This is a genomic window from Domibacillus tundrae, assembly GCF_000970675.1.
In the GTDB taxonomy this organism is placed as follows: Bacteria; Bacillota; Bacilli; order Bacillales; family Domibacillaceae; genus Domibacillus; species Domibacillus tundrae.
The window spans coordinates 1-14,998 of record NZ_LAJA01000040.1; the positions used below are offsets into that span (position 1 = coordinate 1).

Here is a 14,998-nt window from a genome sequence, read left to right on the forward strand (position 1 = left end):
CCATTCATGCGGTCATACAGTGAAGGAAAACCGTCAAACACAAACCGCATTTATTTGTGTTTCCTGCGGTCATTCCGAGAATGCCGACATCAACGCTTCCCGGAATATTCATGAGTTAGCGATGGCACATTAATACCACTTGATTGACCGCAGGAGACTTGCTACAAAGTCGTTTGTACTGCCAACCGTCGGAATGACGGGTGTAGCCTAATGAATTAGAAACCAATAGGTTTCTTTACTTAGGAATCCCCATGTTCAACGAACGTAGAAACTGGGGGTAATTCAATTCTCTTCCCTTATCCGGATTAAGCTATAATGGCTTTGCTAATACATATTACCCATAAAAAACAGGAAAAACCCACCAAAAAGAATGGCGGGCGACATTAAAAAGAGAGTGTCCAAAAATCTCTCTTTTTCTCCAATAATCCAATCCTTTTCGGCAGCCCGGCGATCATAGCTTTTTCAAACGTTAGACCCGAGGCTTTGCGTCCTTATCTTTCAATAAGTTTGCTCTTATCGTAGTTTTCATGGTTGATATTGCATGAATGACAAAATAGTTCCTATTACCTAATTATATCCACTTTGTAGTAAAACAGCAAGAAATTCTTCGAAAAAGCTCGTAAAATGTCGACAAATGCCTAAAAAAGTACTGGAATTCGAATATGGATAAAGGATAAATCTCATTAAAAAAAGGAAGACAGCAAGCGGCCGTTTTCCTTTTTTATCTTATATATGTTCCTGCTTTTTTTAAAACTACCACAACTTGTCTTCTCTATCTTAGTTATTCCTCATCATTTTCGGCCAAATACACCATACGCTCTCCAGGCACCATCATTTTGAAACATTGCCCCGGGTAATTTCGATATACATAATCGACAAAATACGCTGGATTATCGGCATTAAAATGGAAGAGATCGTAATGAATTGGGATGACTAAATCAACTTGAAGCAGATGCGCCAAATCAGCGGCTTCCCGGAATCCCATGTTTCCGACAATCCCTTTATCAAGCCGCATGAAGTCCCCTCCATTAATCGGCAGAAAGGCAGCATCAATCGAAAACGCCCGCAGCGTTTCAATCAACTCCCGGTGCAAAATGGTATCTCCTGCATGGTAAAACGTTACACCGTTTGACTGTACCACATACCCGAGATACGCATGATCCCCGTTTTCATCGACCAAATACTCTTCGTGTTTGCAGGCAATAGGCATAATGTCCATTCCTGCTTCATTGAGCGGCACCCCCGCCCTTGCCGGAATAATCCGCTTTTCGGCGATGCCTAACTCACGCAAGATCGAAACAGCAGGCGCGGGACAAATAAACCGGACATCCGGTGAAGCGCTGTCAATTCCCTTCACCGAAACCGGATCGAGATGATCCAAATGATCATGCGTAATGAATACATAGCCCGCATTCGCCACCTGCACCGGTTCAAGCGGCGGTTCAAACTGTCTCGGCCAGCTTCCGGGAAGACCCGCCAATCCGCTCGTATTCACGTAATCGGACAAATACGGGTCAAAATAACAAATGACCTCATCCGTTTTTACAGCTACACCTGCTTGTCCAAGATGCCAAATAACGATTCCATCCTGCGGGACACATGTTTTATCCATCTGCCGAATAAGGCTTTTTCCGGAACGATGTACTCTTTTTGTTTTATTCATCGATTTTTGCTCCTTTAAAATTGTCAAATACCATTAGTAATGCCACCTAAATGATAACGCTTTCTAGAATGTAAGTATGTAAAAAACTATTCTTTTTATCTTGTTACTTCATATTTAACGTTAATTATTTGCTTTGTCAATGTTGCTGAAGCAGCGAGCGACACTCATTCACAGCTTGAGAGAGCAGAAAATGACGAAATGGGTTTAGGTGAAAATAACTACATTCACTATGGCGATTAAAAAATGGGCAAAAAAAAATTCAATTGCAAATCAGCCTTTTTCGAGCAAAGCCATATTGTCTATCATAAAGCCAATAAAAAAGAATACCTGAACGCCGTTATTCTTGCTATCTCTTCACATCCACCACGCCGACAAGCGCTGGAAACGACTCGCATTCCGCAATCATCTCCCGCATCGTCACTGCCCGTCCGCTGCGCTCCACTACATAATCCAGGCTATAGCACGCAACAGCGCTAGGAGGCTCACCAAGCTCACCGGCTTTTGTAAGGCTCTTTCTTTTGAATCCGCCGCAATTAACAGCCACAATGTCCGGTTGACCGTGACCGCATACATGTGAACGGGCAAAAACCCGAGAACATTTGTCTCTTTCATTTCCCGGATCGCTTCGTTATCCATCGCTTCAAATGGAACATCTGACTCATCCGTTTCTACGCCCACTACCCCGCGCCGCACTAAATCCATCAGCCCATATACAAGCGTGTCTTCCTGCTTCTTAAACGCTTCTTTAAACAAGGCTCTAACATTCATGATCGACCAATACCCCGGTTTCTTTTATGTACGTTACGGTCACAAACCCGGTCTGGCCGTTTCGGTTTTTCGCCACAATCATCTCCATCCGGTTGTCGCCTGCTTCTTTCGTGTAGTACGCTTCCCGGTACAAAAACAGCATCACATCTGCATCCTGCTCCACCGATCCGGAATCACGCACATCTGAGAGCATCAGCCGTTTGTGCGAACTTGTTTCCACTGCCCTAGAGAGCTGAGCCAGGCAGATCACGGGGCAGAAGAAATCTTTCGCCATCGCTTTTAAGCTGCGCGAGACCGCCGCAATTTGTGCGGCGGCGTAATCAGCCTTAAATAGTCGATAAACACAACCGGGCGTGCATCTGGATGGTCGATCAACAGCCGCCTGATGGACGAGCGCATATCAGACACCGTGACAGAAGGATGATCCGCCACATACATGCCGAGATCGATAACTTTCTTAACTATAAATAAAGGCTATGAAAGTACAGTCATTTATGTGAACTTCAACCGGGAGCTTGAACAACATTTAAGGAAGCACCTTGAAGAAGCCAGCTATTCTGTTTGGCCCTCTTTTCTTGCCAGAGAGGAAACAAGCGGCAAAAGCTGCTTGTAAATGCCGACTATTTCCTCCATTTTCATCCTTACGAGACCACTGGAAGAAGGTGCCACGAAGTCCAGCGTGCCCGGAACGACAGAGGCAGATTGGGGACCCCATGGAATCTGTTTCCTGCCGCTATATTCCTGATAAACTCCTTTGCCGACAAAACAAACAATTTTAGGACGATAACGTTCTATCTTTTTTTGTAATAGAACCCTTCCCTCTTGATATTCTTCCTTTGTGATTTCTTCAGCCGTTTTTGTTGGCCTCGCGACAATATTTGTTAAGCCATACCCTAAGTCTATTAACTCGCTGTCCTCGATTGCCATAAACTTTCTCGGGGTTAATCCCGCTTCAAAAAGAATTTTCCAAAAACGGTTATTCGGATTAGCAAAATGATGCCCCGTTTCCCCAGAGCGGACACTGGGATTAAAACCGACAAAAAGAATATCAAGATTTTCTGTTAAATGGTCCTTGATTGGTTTCACTCTTCGGACCTCCTCTCTTATCATCGACTCATTTACTTCCCTATGCTGTTCCCTACTTTTCGCTGTCGTAAAAAAAAGAAACACTAAGCTTTAACGTTATGATGGATTGAGGAACTAAGCTGCTTGCTTTAAATTCATGTTTGCGGTTCTTCTTTTAAACGCAATGAAGGTGTCATAACTGATATCACTTCATATAACGATATTCCCTCAGATTATTCAAAATGGAGATTTCCTGTAATAATTCCTCACCATTATTCGTTTCTCTCACTTTTTTTCTCTCTAGTTCTTCATCTACCAATCTTTTTACTGATAAAACATCCGTTCCGTTATATAAAACCTCTTCTTTTGAATTAAAATGTTTATGGGCGACTAGCTGCATCCCGTAGGAATTGTATAGTAACGTGTATCCAGCTATACCTGTTGTGGATTGATACACTTTGGAAAAACCGCCATCGATGACAATCATCTTCCCATTTGCCTTAATCGGATTTTCTCCATCAATTTCTTTAACGGGTGTATGGCCATTGATAATACGGCCTTGATCAGGATTAAGATCAAATTCGGTTAGGATTTTACGGCAAATTTCCTCATCTTCACGTAAAGAGTAGTATGGATTCTTTCTCTCTCTATGGGTTTCCTTATCCTTAATAAAGTATCTCTCAAAGGTTGTCATTTCTCTTTTCCCAAAGAGTGATGAATATTCTCCTGTCCATAAATACCAGACCATATCGGTCGCAACGTCATCCGTTTCTTCAGGATGTGCAAAGGCATACCGCAGATAATGTTCAAAAATATCAAGCAAATCCCGGCCTGCATAATTTTTATTTTCAATCACCATTTTTTCCATATTTCCTTTTTCATCTAAAGGAATGCAGCCATGTATTAATAAGTTCCCATTATATTTCAAATAAAGACTGCCTTTTTTCATCAGAAAATTCATATGTCTGGCTAGTTTTTCTGAATGCTGAACAGAAAATAACAGTTTATCCATCACTTGTTTTTCTTCCTCTAATAATTGATCAGGCTGCTCTGGATTAATCGTGACAAAACACGTATTTTCCAGCGGATACGTTTTCCCCTGAATCGTTACTTCGTTTTTGTCATAATCAATTTTTTCAAGCAAAAGCCTCTCCGACATATCAAAGCACGGGCGTCTTTTGATGATCGGGCTTTCAAGCTTGAACTGAATGATGGAAATGGCTTGATGAATTTTGGTAATTTGCAAATTTTCCTGCTCAGATAGGTTTTCATCTGACTGTCTCTTTGACCGAAAAACTGGATTGTCGTCATAGTACTTTTCCGCGAGGTTCAGAAGCGGTCTTAGATTGATTCCATAAACATCTTCAATAATATCTAAGTTATTGTAGCGGGCACAGATACGAATAATATTAGCAAGACAAACCTTTGAACCGGCAAAAGCACCTAACCATAGGACATCATGATTTCCCCACTGAATATCAACGGAATGATAATTAATGAGAGTATCCATAATTTTATGAGGATCAGGTCCACGGTCATAAATATCCCCAACGACATGAAGATGGTCCACAACCAATCTTTGAGTGGTATAAGCAAGACCAATAATCAGCTTATCAGCTTGGCCAAGTGAAATAATTTGCTGGACCATTTTTGTATAATAATCTTTCTTGTTTTTGAATTCATCTGTTTTATATAATAACTCTTCTACAATGTAAACAAACTGTTTAGGCAATGCTTTCCGTAATTTCGAGCGTGTATATTTGGAGGAAGCATAAGAAATAAGCTTCATCATACGCTCCATGATCTCTATGTACCATTGGTGTAATTCTTTTTCATTGCCAAAATGACTTTTAATTAATTGTAATTTTTCTTCAGGATAATAAACCAATGTCGCAAATTCATTTAATTCTTTTTCATATAATTCATCTTTAAAAAGGTCTCTGATTTTCACTTTTACATTTCCCGAACCATTTCGCAGCACATGCTGAAAAGCTTGGTACTCTCCATGCAAATCACTCACAAAATGTTCCGTTCCCTTTGGCAGATCAAGAACGGCTTCAAGATTAATAATTTCAGTGGCCACTTTTTCTTCACTGTCATATTTTTGCGCTAATAAATCTAAATATTTCGAATTTAACATTATGTATCCCCTTTCAAATTTAGTCATTCATGTTGCATCTAATATATGTAGTACTTCTATTATAAAAGAAAAATCAACTAGAAGTTATAAGAATAATTAATATTTTTATTGTTTGCCATAGAGAGTTACCATTTCATGTACAGTAATGAACCCCAAAAATCCAGACAATTAGGCACCTTTTAAAGTTATACTTTCTCTAAATTCGCGAAGAAATTGATAATTCAACCAGAAGAGTTCAGCATATAGATTCACTCATCTTTAATTATTAACTCATTTCTCTGTCTTGCGGCATGTTCCCACCTTTACTGTTGCCATTCAACATTTCAACACTTGTTAGGTTAATAGGTATTATACTTACAATAACCTTAGTGATATTTTTCTAAATATAAAAATCAAGAAATATCTTTCCTCTTTAACCTCTCCATACTGATAAATATTTTTCTTGATAATTTGGGTGCCGTTTAGTAAATATACCGCTCCGGGCCTTTAAACACTTCCTTCACATGCCACGATAGAAAAGACTGGTCCGGCTCATAGTATTGGCTGATCGGTTTTGAGATTGGCTTGCTGTGATATTTTAAAAGCCACTCTTCAAAACCACTCGTTCCGTGTGCCTCCTCTGAAACGATTAAAATGCGTTCTGGATTTAATGTAAAAACGCCCCGGTCAAATAATTTATGATGCAGGGAACATAAAGCAATTCCATTTTCCTCAACATCTGGCCCGCCTGCCTGATGCCACTTAATATGCGCCGCTTCAATACCGACTAATGTGTGGCCAAGCCTCACGTTAAATCCGCAGACTGCACATGAATAGCCATAGGCACGCAATATTTTATCCCTGAATTTCGGATCGCGTTTCTTTCTTTGTATTCCAATAGTTGAAAAATCAAGTCCCACTGCTTCCAATATATCTTCATGAAACGTATCGGGAAAATGAAGATTTAAAAGCGTATAGACGGCTTCTTGAACCAGCTCCGGATGATTGAGCAGCAACCGATACACTTCATCCGTAAATCCTCCATCGATATTCTCCTGACGAAGCAGACGCTTCGTAATAGAGGAAACAGGCTTATTTATTTTCCACACTCCATCCTTTTCAAGGCGGACAAATGGCTGCTCCGGATGATTGCTTTTTCGTGGCGGGCCAAAGTCAATGAGCAGTTTTTCTAACGAATCCTCCACCTCTTCAAAGCGAAAAGATTGCACCTGCTCATTTTGAATTTTCCCTAAGGCAAATAATAAAACAAGCGGCTTATGCGGAGCACGTTCGCCATTTTTCCGCCAGATATTTAACTGTGAAATTCTTTGTAAAAATTCTTCTTTTTCCATTAAGGACACTTCCTTTTGGTATCTACTCAATTATTTTACCAAATACTTGTGAATTTTTACTGGTTTTTGGCTAAAACCTTCAAATGATTTCAATGGTTGATAAGGGTTTTGTCCTTGAATTGAATGTAGTGCTTGAGTGCGGAAGATGATCCCGATACAATAAAGCAAAGCAATGAAGTTTGAGGAGTGAAGAAATGTCGAAGGAAATGGAAGACTTTATTGTACAGAGCTATCAAAAGGAAGAAAATATGATGATCCTGGTGTTTGCACAGTGGTGCATCAATCATGACCTGGACCCGGAAGCCGTGTACTTGAAAGCCTATCCGGATCAAGCGGAGAATCAGGCGTTAAAAGACGCGCTTGCCTTAACGGTGCCGAAAGAAGAAGCTGGCGATGTGCCCGATGAAACGCTGCTTGGCGTGCTGTCTCTGTTTGGCAATGATGATCTTGCTTTTATTGTTACAGAAGAAATTGCCCAGCGGGATGGAAAGAAGTAAGAAAAGTGGAAGGCGCTCATTTAGCGGCGAAAAGCATAAGACGCTGACGGAGGTGCATTTTGCTTCCAGAAGAGATTGGCTTATGACCTCGAGCCGGTGGCGCCTGGCACTGGACCCTATCTCAAATATTTACTTTTTTATCTTACACAAAAAAGGGCTGCCAGCGGATCATCCGGTGTGCAGCCCTTTTCTTAATCAAGGTTTAAAAATTTTTTAAGTGCAGTGTTATATCATGCCGCCCATTCAGCCCCCGTAGTATTACATCTTTTATAAATTGATGAAATCCTTTATTTTAGCGCATTTAGAGCGCCTTAAATTTTTCATATAATTTATTCTAATTAACCATTCTTACATCCTTTCACGAGATTGCGTTATCTTTTTGTTACCCGAACACTTTAAGCTGCTTTTCAAAACCAATTTTAAATAACACAAGAAGTGGCCTCTATGAATAAGGATTATCCGCTTAAGATGCATAAGCCACTATCTTTGGAAGAGTATATTACACAAAAAAATCAAAAGATATGGTAGATGAATTTGATGGGAGAGCCAAAATGAAAAACAAAAAAAGGGACAGGTAATTCTATCCCTTTAAATTTGTTTTGAGACAGGGAACCTGTCCCCGCGTCCCTTTACTCTCTGCCTTTAGTACGCTGATTTATTGCATCGATATCATAAGGATAGCTTACAAACAATTCACTCGCTTTAGTTAAGCGTTCCAGTTGATCATTTGTTAAAGACCATCCAGCAGAACCTAAGTTAGCTTCAAGCTGTTCCATTGTACGCGCACCGATAATTGGGGCCGTAACACCGCGCCTGTTTAGAAGCCAGTTGATTGCTGCCTGAGCTGGAGTCTTACCCGCTTCTTCTGCAACACTATATAACGTATCTAACAAATTCCATGTAAAATCGTTATTATATTTACCCCATGTCTCACTATAGCCTTTTTCTTCAGCAACAGATATACGAGAATCTTCTGGCGGCTTAACCATGTCACGTGTAAACTTCCCGCTTAACCATCCTCCGCGAAGCGGACTCCATGGGATGACTCCTAACCCTTCATTGTCACAAACATCAATTAATTCGTATTCAGTTGCACGACATAGCAAATTATATTGAGGTTGCAGGCAAACAAATTGTTCCCAGCCTTTTTGTTTACTTAAATCTATTGCTTTTTGAAGCTGCCAGCCTTTAAAGTTACTTGCTCCAATGTAACGTACAAGGCCTTCACGAACAAGATCATTTAACGTGCTTAACGTTTCTTCTAAAGGTGTTCTAGGATCCCATGCATGAACCTGATAAAGATCGATATAATCCGTTCCAAGGCGGCGTAAGCTTTCTTTAACACCGGAGATAATATGTTTTCTGCTCAGGCCAACATCATTTGGCCCTTCACCCATAGGGAAACGAACCTTTGTTGCAACAACATAGTCATCACGATTTTGGTTCTTTAACCATTTACCGACAATTTCTTCAGAAACACCACGAGTATAGACATCGGCAGTATCAATAAAATTTCCTCCTTCTTCAACATAACGATCTAAAATGCTGAAGCTGTCCTTTTCACTCGTTTCACGGCCTAATGTCATTGTTCCAAGACAAAGCTCACTTACTCGTAAACCCGTTTTCCCTAGATAACGATCTTCCATTGATTCCACACTCCTAATATAATATTTTATTTAAACCTGATATTATTAAAAAAAGATGGGGCGAACAAGAAGTGATGCCAGTTCGTTCACCCTTTTACCAAATAGGTACAAATCCATCAATTTCTTTTAAAATAGATTCAATTTCAGTTAATACATCATTAGGAAGCTCAACTTCAGAGGCTTTCACATTTTCAGTTACCTGTCCTGGGTGGCTTGCTCCGACAATTGCAGAACTAACACCAGGCTGCCTTAAGATCCAGGCAACAGCTAATTGGGATAATTTAATATCCAAATCATTTGCAATTCCTTCCAAGCGGGCAACTCGTTCTAAAACATCATCATTTAAGTAGCTTTTAATCCAACGATTGATGTTTTCATTTGCTGCACGAGTGTTGGAAGGGATCTCTTGACCTGGTTTATATTTACCTGTAAGAATTCCTTGTGCTAAGGGAGAAAAGACAACTTGTCCAATCCCTTCTTTTTCAGAAACCGGTAAAACTTCTTTTTCGATATAGCGTACAAGCATGTTATAGATTGGTTGATTTGAAACAAGTGGCCGTAGATTTTTTTCTTTTGTTATATGAACAGCATCAATAATCTGTACTGCAGTCCATTCACTAACACCGTAATATAAGATTTTTCCTTGCTGAGCTAAATCATCTAATGCACGTAATGTTTCTTCTGTTGGCGTTTCTTCATCAAACCGATGACATTGATAAAGATCAAGATAATCAACACCTAATCGTTTTAAACTCGCATCGCATTGCTCAATAATGTGTTTTCGTGAAAGGCCTCGTTCATTCGGCCCATCTCCCATAGGAAAAAACACTTTTGTTGCAAGCACATAGCTTTCTCTGGAAAAAGATTTAAGGGCTTCACCAACCACTTTTTCAGCTTCACCTTGACTGTATGCGTTTGCAGTATCAAAAAAATTAATACCAAGTTCATAAGCCTGATGAATACAATCAATGGCGTTTTGGTTCCCTATCGTTTCTCCATAAGTCAGCCAGCTCCCAAGTCCAATTTCACTAATTTTTAACCCGCTGTTACCTAAACGACGATATTTCATTTTTAAACACTCCTCTCATGAACTTTAGTTTATTTTCGAAAATATTGTTCTTAGGGAAAGAATGAATAACTAAAAAATGATTATATTTCTTGAGATAAGACTGAGAGCAATGGGTGGTTACCGGTTGTAGTTATTTCAACGATTAGTAGAGAAAATTCCTTTTACAATGGTTTAATTCCTTTTTACTTCGATTCCTGCTAATTCTTCATAACATTTTATTACTGCGCTCATATCTTCGGCCCCATATCCTTTAGCTCTTGCCATTTGAAACATTTCTTTTACTAAGGATAAAACAGGGGTGGGTAATTCAAGTTCTTTTGCAACATCAGCTGCTAATCCCAGATCTTTATAAATAAGATCCGTCATAAAATGAGGAGAGAAATCTCTATTTAATACTTTAGGGCCTTTATTATCCATCATCCCGCTTCGAGCACCACCGCCGCTGACAACTTTTATAAATAGCTCAGGATCAACCCCAGATTTTACTGCCATCGTTATAGCTTCTGAGAAGGATAATAAATTAATAGCCCCCATCGTATTATTAGCTAGTTTCGTATATGAACCTGATCCATTTTCCCCCATATAATAAGCTTGTTTTCCCATCACATAAAATAGAGGCTCACATTTTTCATAAATCTCTTTCTTTCCACCAACCATAAAAGTTAAAATACCTTCAATGGCTTGAGGTTCACTGCCTGTAACAGGTGCATCTAACATTTCAATACCCTCATTTAAAAGGTTGTCTGCTACTTTTTTACTTGTATTCGGAGAAATTGTACTGCTATCGACAACAATTAAGCCGGCATGCGCTCCTTTTATAATGCCTTCTTCGCCTAAAATAACTTCTTCAACAGCCTGATCCGCAGTTAGCATAGTAAAAACAATTTCGCTTTTTTTAGCAACTTCTTCAGGTGAGGATGCAATGATCGCTCCTTGTTTTTCAAGGGAGTCGGCTTTATTTCTTGTGCGATTATACGCAATAACTTCATAGTCGTTATTTAGTAAATGCCCTGCCATGGGAAGACCCATTGTACCTAATCCGATAAAGCCAATTTTTTTCATTTCATCATCCCCTTACTTTATTTTGTATTCACTGATTTTACTTGAATGTAGCTTCTCCATGAATTTAACAGGCTGCCAGTTGAGTAGTTCTTTCACTTTTTATTTCTTAATAGGGTTTCAAAGCAATCAAGTGGTTATTTCAGTATAAATAGGAAAACTATTCATTTAAAGTACTGAATTATTTTTAATATAGTAATAAATAGGTTATCTAATATAAAATTTATAGTAACTATTATCAGGAGGAAATGGTCATTTCTGGTGTTATGAGAATTATTTGAAGGAACGAAACGATTTGGAGAATTACAAAAAGCGATTCATAACATTAGCCTAAAAGCATTAACGGACACGCTGTGTCATTTGGAAGAAATGAAATCGTTATCAGCAAGGCCATCCAACCGTACCTGTAACGGTTGAATATTCATTAACTGAAAAGGGGTGTGCTTTTTATAAAGGAAATAAAATTATAGGGTGCTAAATAGATGTAATAAAGGGACGACTGATTGCCCTTTATATGCACGAACACACCTTCTGCTGCATCGTTGTTATCATCTGAGCTAGTAGCCCTGCACGTTAGACAAGAAAAAAAGACTTCTCAAAAGTTCCAAAGAACTAATGAGAAGTCTCAAATTGATACACCATGTTAGCATTATATTAGCAAGCAGCTTAAAAATTCTTATATTTATTAAAGGTTGGAACGGCTGGCTTATTACATCATACCGCCTATATAATAAGAAGAAATGCATTTAAAAAATGGAATTAAATCAATGTTTTTTGGTTTTGCTTAAAATAAAATTAAGCATTTACCCCAATTTTTTTGTTCCATAGTCTCTGCACATCAATACTTCAATAAATTCCTTTATTACGTTGGGAGGATAGCCCAATAAGGATTACTCCTTTAACTGAATTTCATTTTGATAAAATGCTGAATGATAAAATTCATTCATTTGCTGTTCTGAATAGAAGCAACTAATTTGTTTCTTTCGATTTGCTTTAATTGTTTCTGTAATTTTCTTGAATGTTTAAATACTCCCTTAATTAACTCGACTGTGTTGTAGCAGGCTTCTACATCTAGAAATTCTTCAGAAGTATGTTCATAATTGTATCCCGCAGAAAGATTGACACTCTGGATGCCGTGTCCTGCCCATATTCTTGTATCGCTGCTGCCGCCAGCCGTACATTTCCAGGCTCCCAAACCTTCCTGGGCGGCTACTTCTTCAAAAAATAAACCATACAGGTCATCACAAAATTTTACAGCCGCGCCATAGGAAGTGACAATATCACTGGTTCCTCTTCTGTCGACCGTAATCGCTGCATCCACATCCCACAAGAAAAAGTCCTCAATTTGTTTTGCTCCGAGTAAGCCGATTTCTTCTTCTACTGTAAAAATGAATTTTACTTTTCCATTAAAGCTTGAGTATTCTAAGCATTTTGCCATTTCAAGTAAAACAGCCACTCCCGCGCGATCATCTGCCCCCAAAATCCCCTTGCTGCTTGCCCAGATGTTTCCTTCCTTTTGAATGGTCCGGTTTGGATAAATTTCTTCAACCGTATCAAGATGAGCATTGAGCAGAATGGTCGGCCCATTTCCGGTCTTATAGGTTCGCTGGGCAAGAACATTGCCGCTTCGATCAACCGTTACATAATCTACATACGGACGAAGTGTTTCCAGAACGACCGCTCTAACCGCCTCCTCATTGCCGCTTTCTCCTGATACATTTAAAAGCTCCTCCAGCGACTGATAAAAGAACTGCTGCTTAAGAAAAGCGACATCTTTATCTACCCATTTCTTTTCAACCACACTTAGCTTCTCAGCAGCATGTAGAAGATTTTGCCTGCTTGATGAAATACTGACATGTCTCTGGTGAACATTTACCCGTTTGACTCCGGCAGCCAGCAATAGCGTTACCACCCTGTCAACGTCACTTTCCTTAACCAAATCAACAGAAGGCATTCTTTTCCCATGTCCATCGCAGCTTCCTCTTGTTAGTAATCCCAGGCGGTTTAACTGCCGAATAAGACCACTTATATACACATCTAACTTTCGGTACTTCTTTCCCTGCTTTAAACCAAAGGCCTTCTCCACGCCCTCTCCATTCAAAATCTAAGGCTTCAAGCCACTTCTGCTCCTCGACAGCAGATTGGTTAATTTTTAGAAGGCCGTTTACATAGGAATAGTCAACATCAAGCTTATCCAGGCTCTCCAATAAAAAGTTAAGATTTAGCAGCGTTTCTTCCTTGCAGCTAAATGTTTGATTACCGGTCTCCATCACCTGAAAGCCCTGGCGGATAAATAATTGATTCCAGTTTTTCATACTATCATCCCCTTTTGTACTTGATGACTCTATTATGACAGGAAGGAGATGACAGGCCTGTCATCACTCATACTCGTCTATTTCAAATACATCATCCGTCCGGTACATCACAACAAAAGGACACGTTTTATTAAAGTAGTACGCCGTTTCTTCTTTATAATTAACTGACTCAATCACGTCAGAGATCCCGCATTCCTTCAATTTATCCCTTAACCGTTTCATGGCCTGGATAAATGTATTTATTGCTACCTCTCCATCCATTACTCTTGTCACCGGATTTTCCACGCTGCTTTTAAGCAGGAGATACCGCAGTTTTTCTGCCGATTGGGGGCTAAGATAAATTACGCTATCATTAAAGGCTGCTTGTATGCTGCGGTCTTGAAAATAAAGATAGAGGGTATTGATCTCCCTTTCATCAAATAACTCATCACATTTATCCCTGGAGCAAGTTGTTTTTTCTTTTTCGGTTACTTTGTAAAATGCATTTTCTTCGATATACTTTTCATTTTGCGAGAGGTATTCATAAAACGGGGAAATTTTCAGGTTAGGAAGGTGGCTGATATTATCATTTACTGGCAGCAGTTCTAATTCTTCGTAAGAGGATGCTGCTATATGTAAAGCACTATTGGTTAAATACAGATGGGCATAATACAATTGATCACTATTTAGCTTGTACTCTTTTACTGTATAAGAACGGTCATATTCCAATGAATCCTGGAAATAAGAACATGCTTTATTGTAGTTTTTCTTTTTGTACGCCAGAAAACCCAGACGGTAGTGGGCGATCGGGTTTTGTTTATCATATTTCAGTGCCTTTTGGAGAGAGCTTTCGGCCGTATAATCATCCTTTTGATAAACCATTTTTAAATAGGCCCCGTACTTTATAAGATAATCCACAAGAAACCTTCTTACATAATCCAAATAATCACTGTAATTTTCTTTATCTTTTCTAGCTAACGGGTATATTCTTCTGTACATTTCTTCATAAAATGACACATGCAGCGCGTAATTATCATCCTTTTCAAGTAACTCCGCTTCATATTCCTCAAGCTCTTCAAAAGACATCTCATGAAATTTCATGTGGATTCAAAACCTCATTTCCAAATTTTATTTAGATTACCGGGGCCTTTTCTAATCAGCTGAGGGTATTCACCAATTCCTATGTGTCCATTAACAGAAATTCTTTGAAGCTGCCTTCTCATCCACAACGATTCATACATTTTCCCCTTTATTACCCCAGCACATTTACTGCAGATTATAACGTAGCATTCGAATACTTAAAGAGTCTTCAGCCAACAGAGCAACGGACGCATAATTATGAGTTACCTTATCCGCTTGTTGAATCATACGACTTCTCAAATGGAAATAGCCTATATATAGACAGCAGAGTTTCTCCAGCTGGCTTAGTGTTGGAGAAGGATGATTAATTATCAAAAGCCGTATCG

Annotated in this window: 13 protein-coding genes, 2 pseudogenes and 1 riboswitch; of the genes and pseudogenes, 3 read left to right on the forward strand and 12 right to left on the reverse strand. The window is 39.3% G+C overall.

Annotated elements, in window-relative coordinates:
* Positions 1–133: zinc ribbon domain-containing protein (locus VQ00_RS19455; RefSeq protein WP_046181378.1), on the forward strand; the 133-nt coding region annotated here is incomplete at its 5' end.
* A 302-nt stretch (positions 134–435) separates the two neighbouring features.
* Positions 436–522: riboswitch (cyclic di-GMP riboswitch) on the reverse strand.
* Positions 523–781: 259 nt separating this feature from the next.
* On the opposite strand, the gene VQ00_RS17300 is transcribed toward VQ00_RS19455, so the two are convergent.
* From VQ00_RS17300 to VQ00_RS17325, 6 genes and pseudogenes are all read right to left on the reverse strand, one after another.
* A complete protein-coding gene (locus VQ00_RS17300; protein WP_046181379.1) occupies positions 782–1,663 on the reverse strand; it encodes an MBL fold metallo-hydrolase in 882 nt (293 codons plus the stop codon).
* Between the two features lie 441 nt (positions 1,664–2,104).
* Positions 2,105–2,431, reverse strand: a complete 327-nt coding sequence (locus VQ00_RS17305) for a hypothetical protein (protein ID WP_046181380.1) — start codon at positions 2,429–2,431, stop codon at positions 2,105–2,107.
* Positions 2,421–2,869 (reverse strand): annotated as a pseudogene (locus tag VQ00_RS17855) (DnaB-like helicase C-terminal domain-containing protein). The gene VQ00_RS17305 and the pseudogene VQ00_RS17855 overlap by 11 nt, the downstream one beginning before the upstream one ends.
* Positions 2,870–2,983: 114 nt before the next feature.
* On the reverse strand, positions 2,984–3,517 hold the full coding sequence (locus VQ00_RS17315; protein ID WP_156154118.1) for a mismatch-specific DNA-glycosylase: 534 nt from the start codon (positions 3,515–3,517) through the stop codon (positions 2,984–2,986).
* Between the two features lie 184 nt (positions 3,518–3,701).
* On the reverse strand, positions 3,702–5,636 hold the full coding sequence (locus VQ00_RS17320; RefSeq protein WP_046181382.1) for a fructose-bisphosphatase class III: 1,935 nt from the start codon (positions 5,634–5,636) through the stop codon (positions 3,702–3,704).
* A 461-nt stretch (positions 5,637–6,097) separates the two neighbouring features.
* Complete coding sequence (locus VQ00_RS17325) at positions 6,098–6,967, reverse strand: phosphorothioated DNA-binding restriction endonuclease (protein WP_046181383.1); 870 nt, start codon at positions 6,965–6,967, stop codon at positions 6,098–6,100.
* Between the two features lie 194 nt (positions 6,968–7,161).
* Between VQ00_RS17325 and VQ00_RS17330 the strand changes: the two genes are divergently transcribed.
* Positions 7,162–7,464, forward strand: a complete 303-nt coding sequence (locus VQ00_RS17330; protein WP_046181384.1) for a hypothetical protein — start codon at positions 7,162–7,164, stop codon at positions 7,462–7,464.
* Positions 7,465–8,093: 629 nt separating this feature from the next.
* On the opposite strand, the gene VQ00_RS17335 is transcribed toward VQ00_RS17330, so the two are convergent.
* The 3 genes from VQ00_RS17335 to VQ00_RS17345 all read right to left on the reverse strand — a co-directional run bounded on the left by VQ00_RS17335 (position 8,094) and on the right by VQ00_RS17345 (position 11,241).
* Complete coding sequence (locus VQ00_RS17335) at positions 8,094–9,110, reverse strand: aldo/keto reductase (protein ID WP_046181385.1); 1,017 nt, start codon at positions 9,108–9,110, stop codon at positions 8,094–8,096.
* A 94-nt stretch (positions 9,111–9,204) separates the two neighbouring features.
* Positions 9,205–10,179 (reverse strand): aldo/keto reductase family protein, encoded by a 975-nt coding sequence (locus tag VQ00_RS17340; protein ID WP_046181386.1) that lies wholly within the window; start codon positions 10,177–10,179, stop codon positions 9,205–9,207.
* Between the two features lie 171 nt (positions 10,180–10,350).
* Positions 10,351–11,241 carry an NAD(P)-dependent oxidoreductase gene (locus tag VQ00_RS17345; protein ID WP_046181387.1) on the reverse strand — a complete coding sequence of 297 codons (891 nt, stop codon included), beginning with the start codon at positions 11,239–11,241 and terminating at the stop codon, positions 10,351–10,353.
* A 177-nt stretch (positions 11,242–11,418) separates the two neighbouring features.
* Here VQ00_RS17345 and VQ00_RS19575 point away from each other — a divergent pair.
* Positions 11,419–11,716, forward strand: a pseudogene (locus tag VQ00_RS19575) (winged helix-turn-helix transcriptional regulator).
* A 465-nt stretch (positions 11,717–12,181) separates the two neighbouring features.
* Here VQ00_RS19575 and VQ00_RS17350 read toward each other — a convergent pair.
* The 3 genes from VQ00_RS17350 to VQ00_RS18980 form a co-directional block, all read right to left on the reverse strand.
* On the reverse strand, positions 12,182–13,339 hold the full coding sequence (locus VQ00_RS17350) for a M20/M25/M40 family metallo-hydrolase (RefSeq protein ID WP_245618150.1): 1,158 nt from the start codon (positions 13,337–13,339) through the stop codon (positions 12,182–12,184).
* Between the two features lie 277 nt (positions 13,340–13,616).
* Positions 13,617–14,633 carry a tetratricopeptide repeat protein gene (locus VQ00_RS17355; RefSeq protein ID WP_046181388.1) on the reverse strand — a complete coding sequence of 339 codons (1,017 nt, stop codon included), beginning with the start codon at positions 14,631–14,633 and terminating at the stop codon, positions 13,617–13,619.
* Between the two features lie 165 nt (positions 14,634–14,798).
* Positions 14,799–14,998: hypothetical protein (locus tag VQ00_RS18980; protein WP_216595833.1), on the reverse strand; the 200-nt coding region annotated here is incomplete at its 5' end.

Excerpts from the sequence above, each read along its gene's own strand:
- VQ00_RS17300 (WP_046181379.1), bottom strand. The coding sequence starts at position 1,663 with ATGAATAAAACAAAAAGAGTACATCGTTCCGGAAAAAGCCTTATTCGG.
- VQ00_RS17305 (WP_046181380.1), bottom strand. The coding sequence starts at position 2,431 with ATGAATGTTAGAGCCTTGTTTAAAGAAGCGTTTAAGAAGCAGGAAGAC.
- VQ00_RS17320 (WP_046181382.1), bottom strand. The coding sequence starts at position 5,636 with ATGTTAAATTCGAAATATTTAGATTTATTAGCGCAAAAATATGACAGT.
- VQ00_RS17325 (WP_046181383.1), bottom strand. The coding sequence starts at position 6,967 with ATGGAAAAAGAAGAATTTTTACAAAGAATTTCACAGTTAAATATCTGG.
- VQ00_RS17330 (WP_046181384.1), top strand. The coding sequence starts at position 7,162 with ATGTCGAAGGAAATGGAAGACTTTATTGTACAGAGCTATCAAAAGGAA.
- VQ00_RS17335 (WP_046181385.1), bottom strand. The coding sequence starts at position 9,110 with ATGGAAGATCGTTATCTAGGGAAAACGGGTTTACGAGTAAGTGAGCTT.
- VQ00_RS17340 (WP_046181386.1), bottom strand. The coding sequence starts at position 10,179 with ATGAAATATCGTCGTTTAGGTAACAGCGGGTTAAAAATTAGTGAAATT.
- VQ00_RS17345 (WP_046181387.1), bottom strand. The coding sequence starts at position 11,241 with ATGAAAAAAATTGGCTTTATCGGATTAGGTACAATGGGTCTTCCCATG.
- VQ00_RS17355 (WP_046181388.1), bottom strand. The coding sequence starts at position 14,633 with ATGAAATTTCATGAGATGTCTTTTGAAGAGCTTGAGGAATATGAAGCG.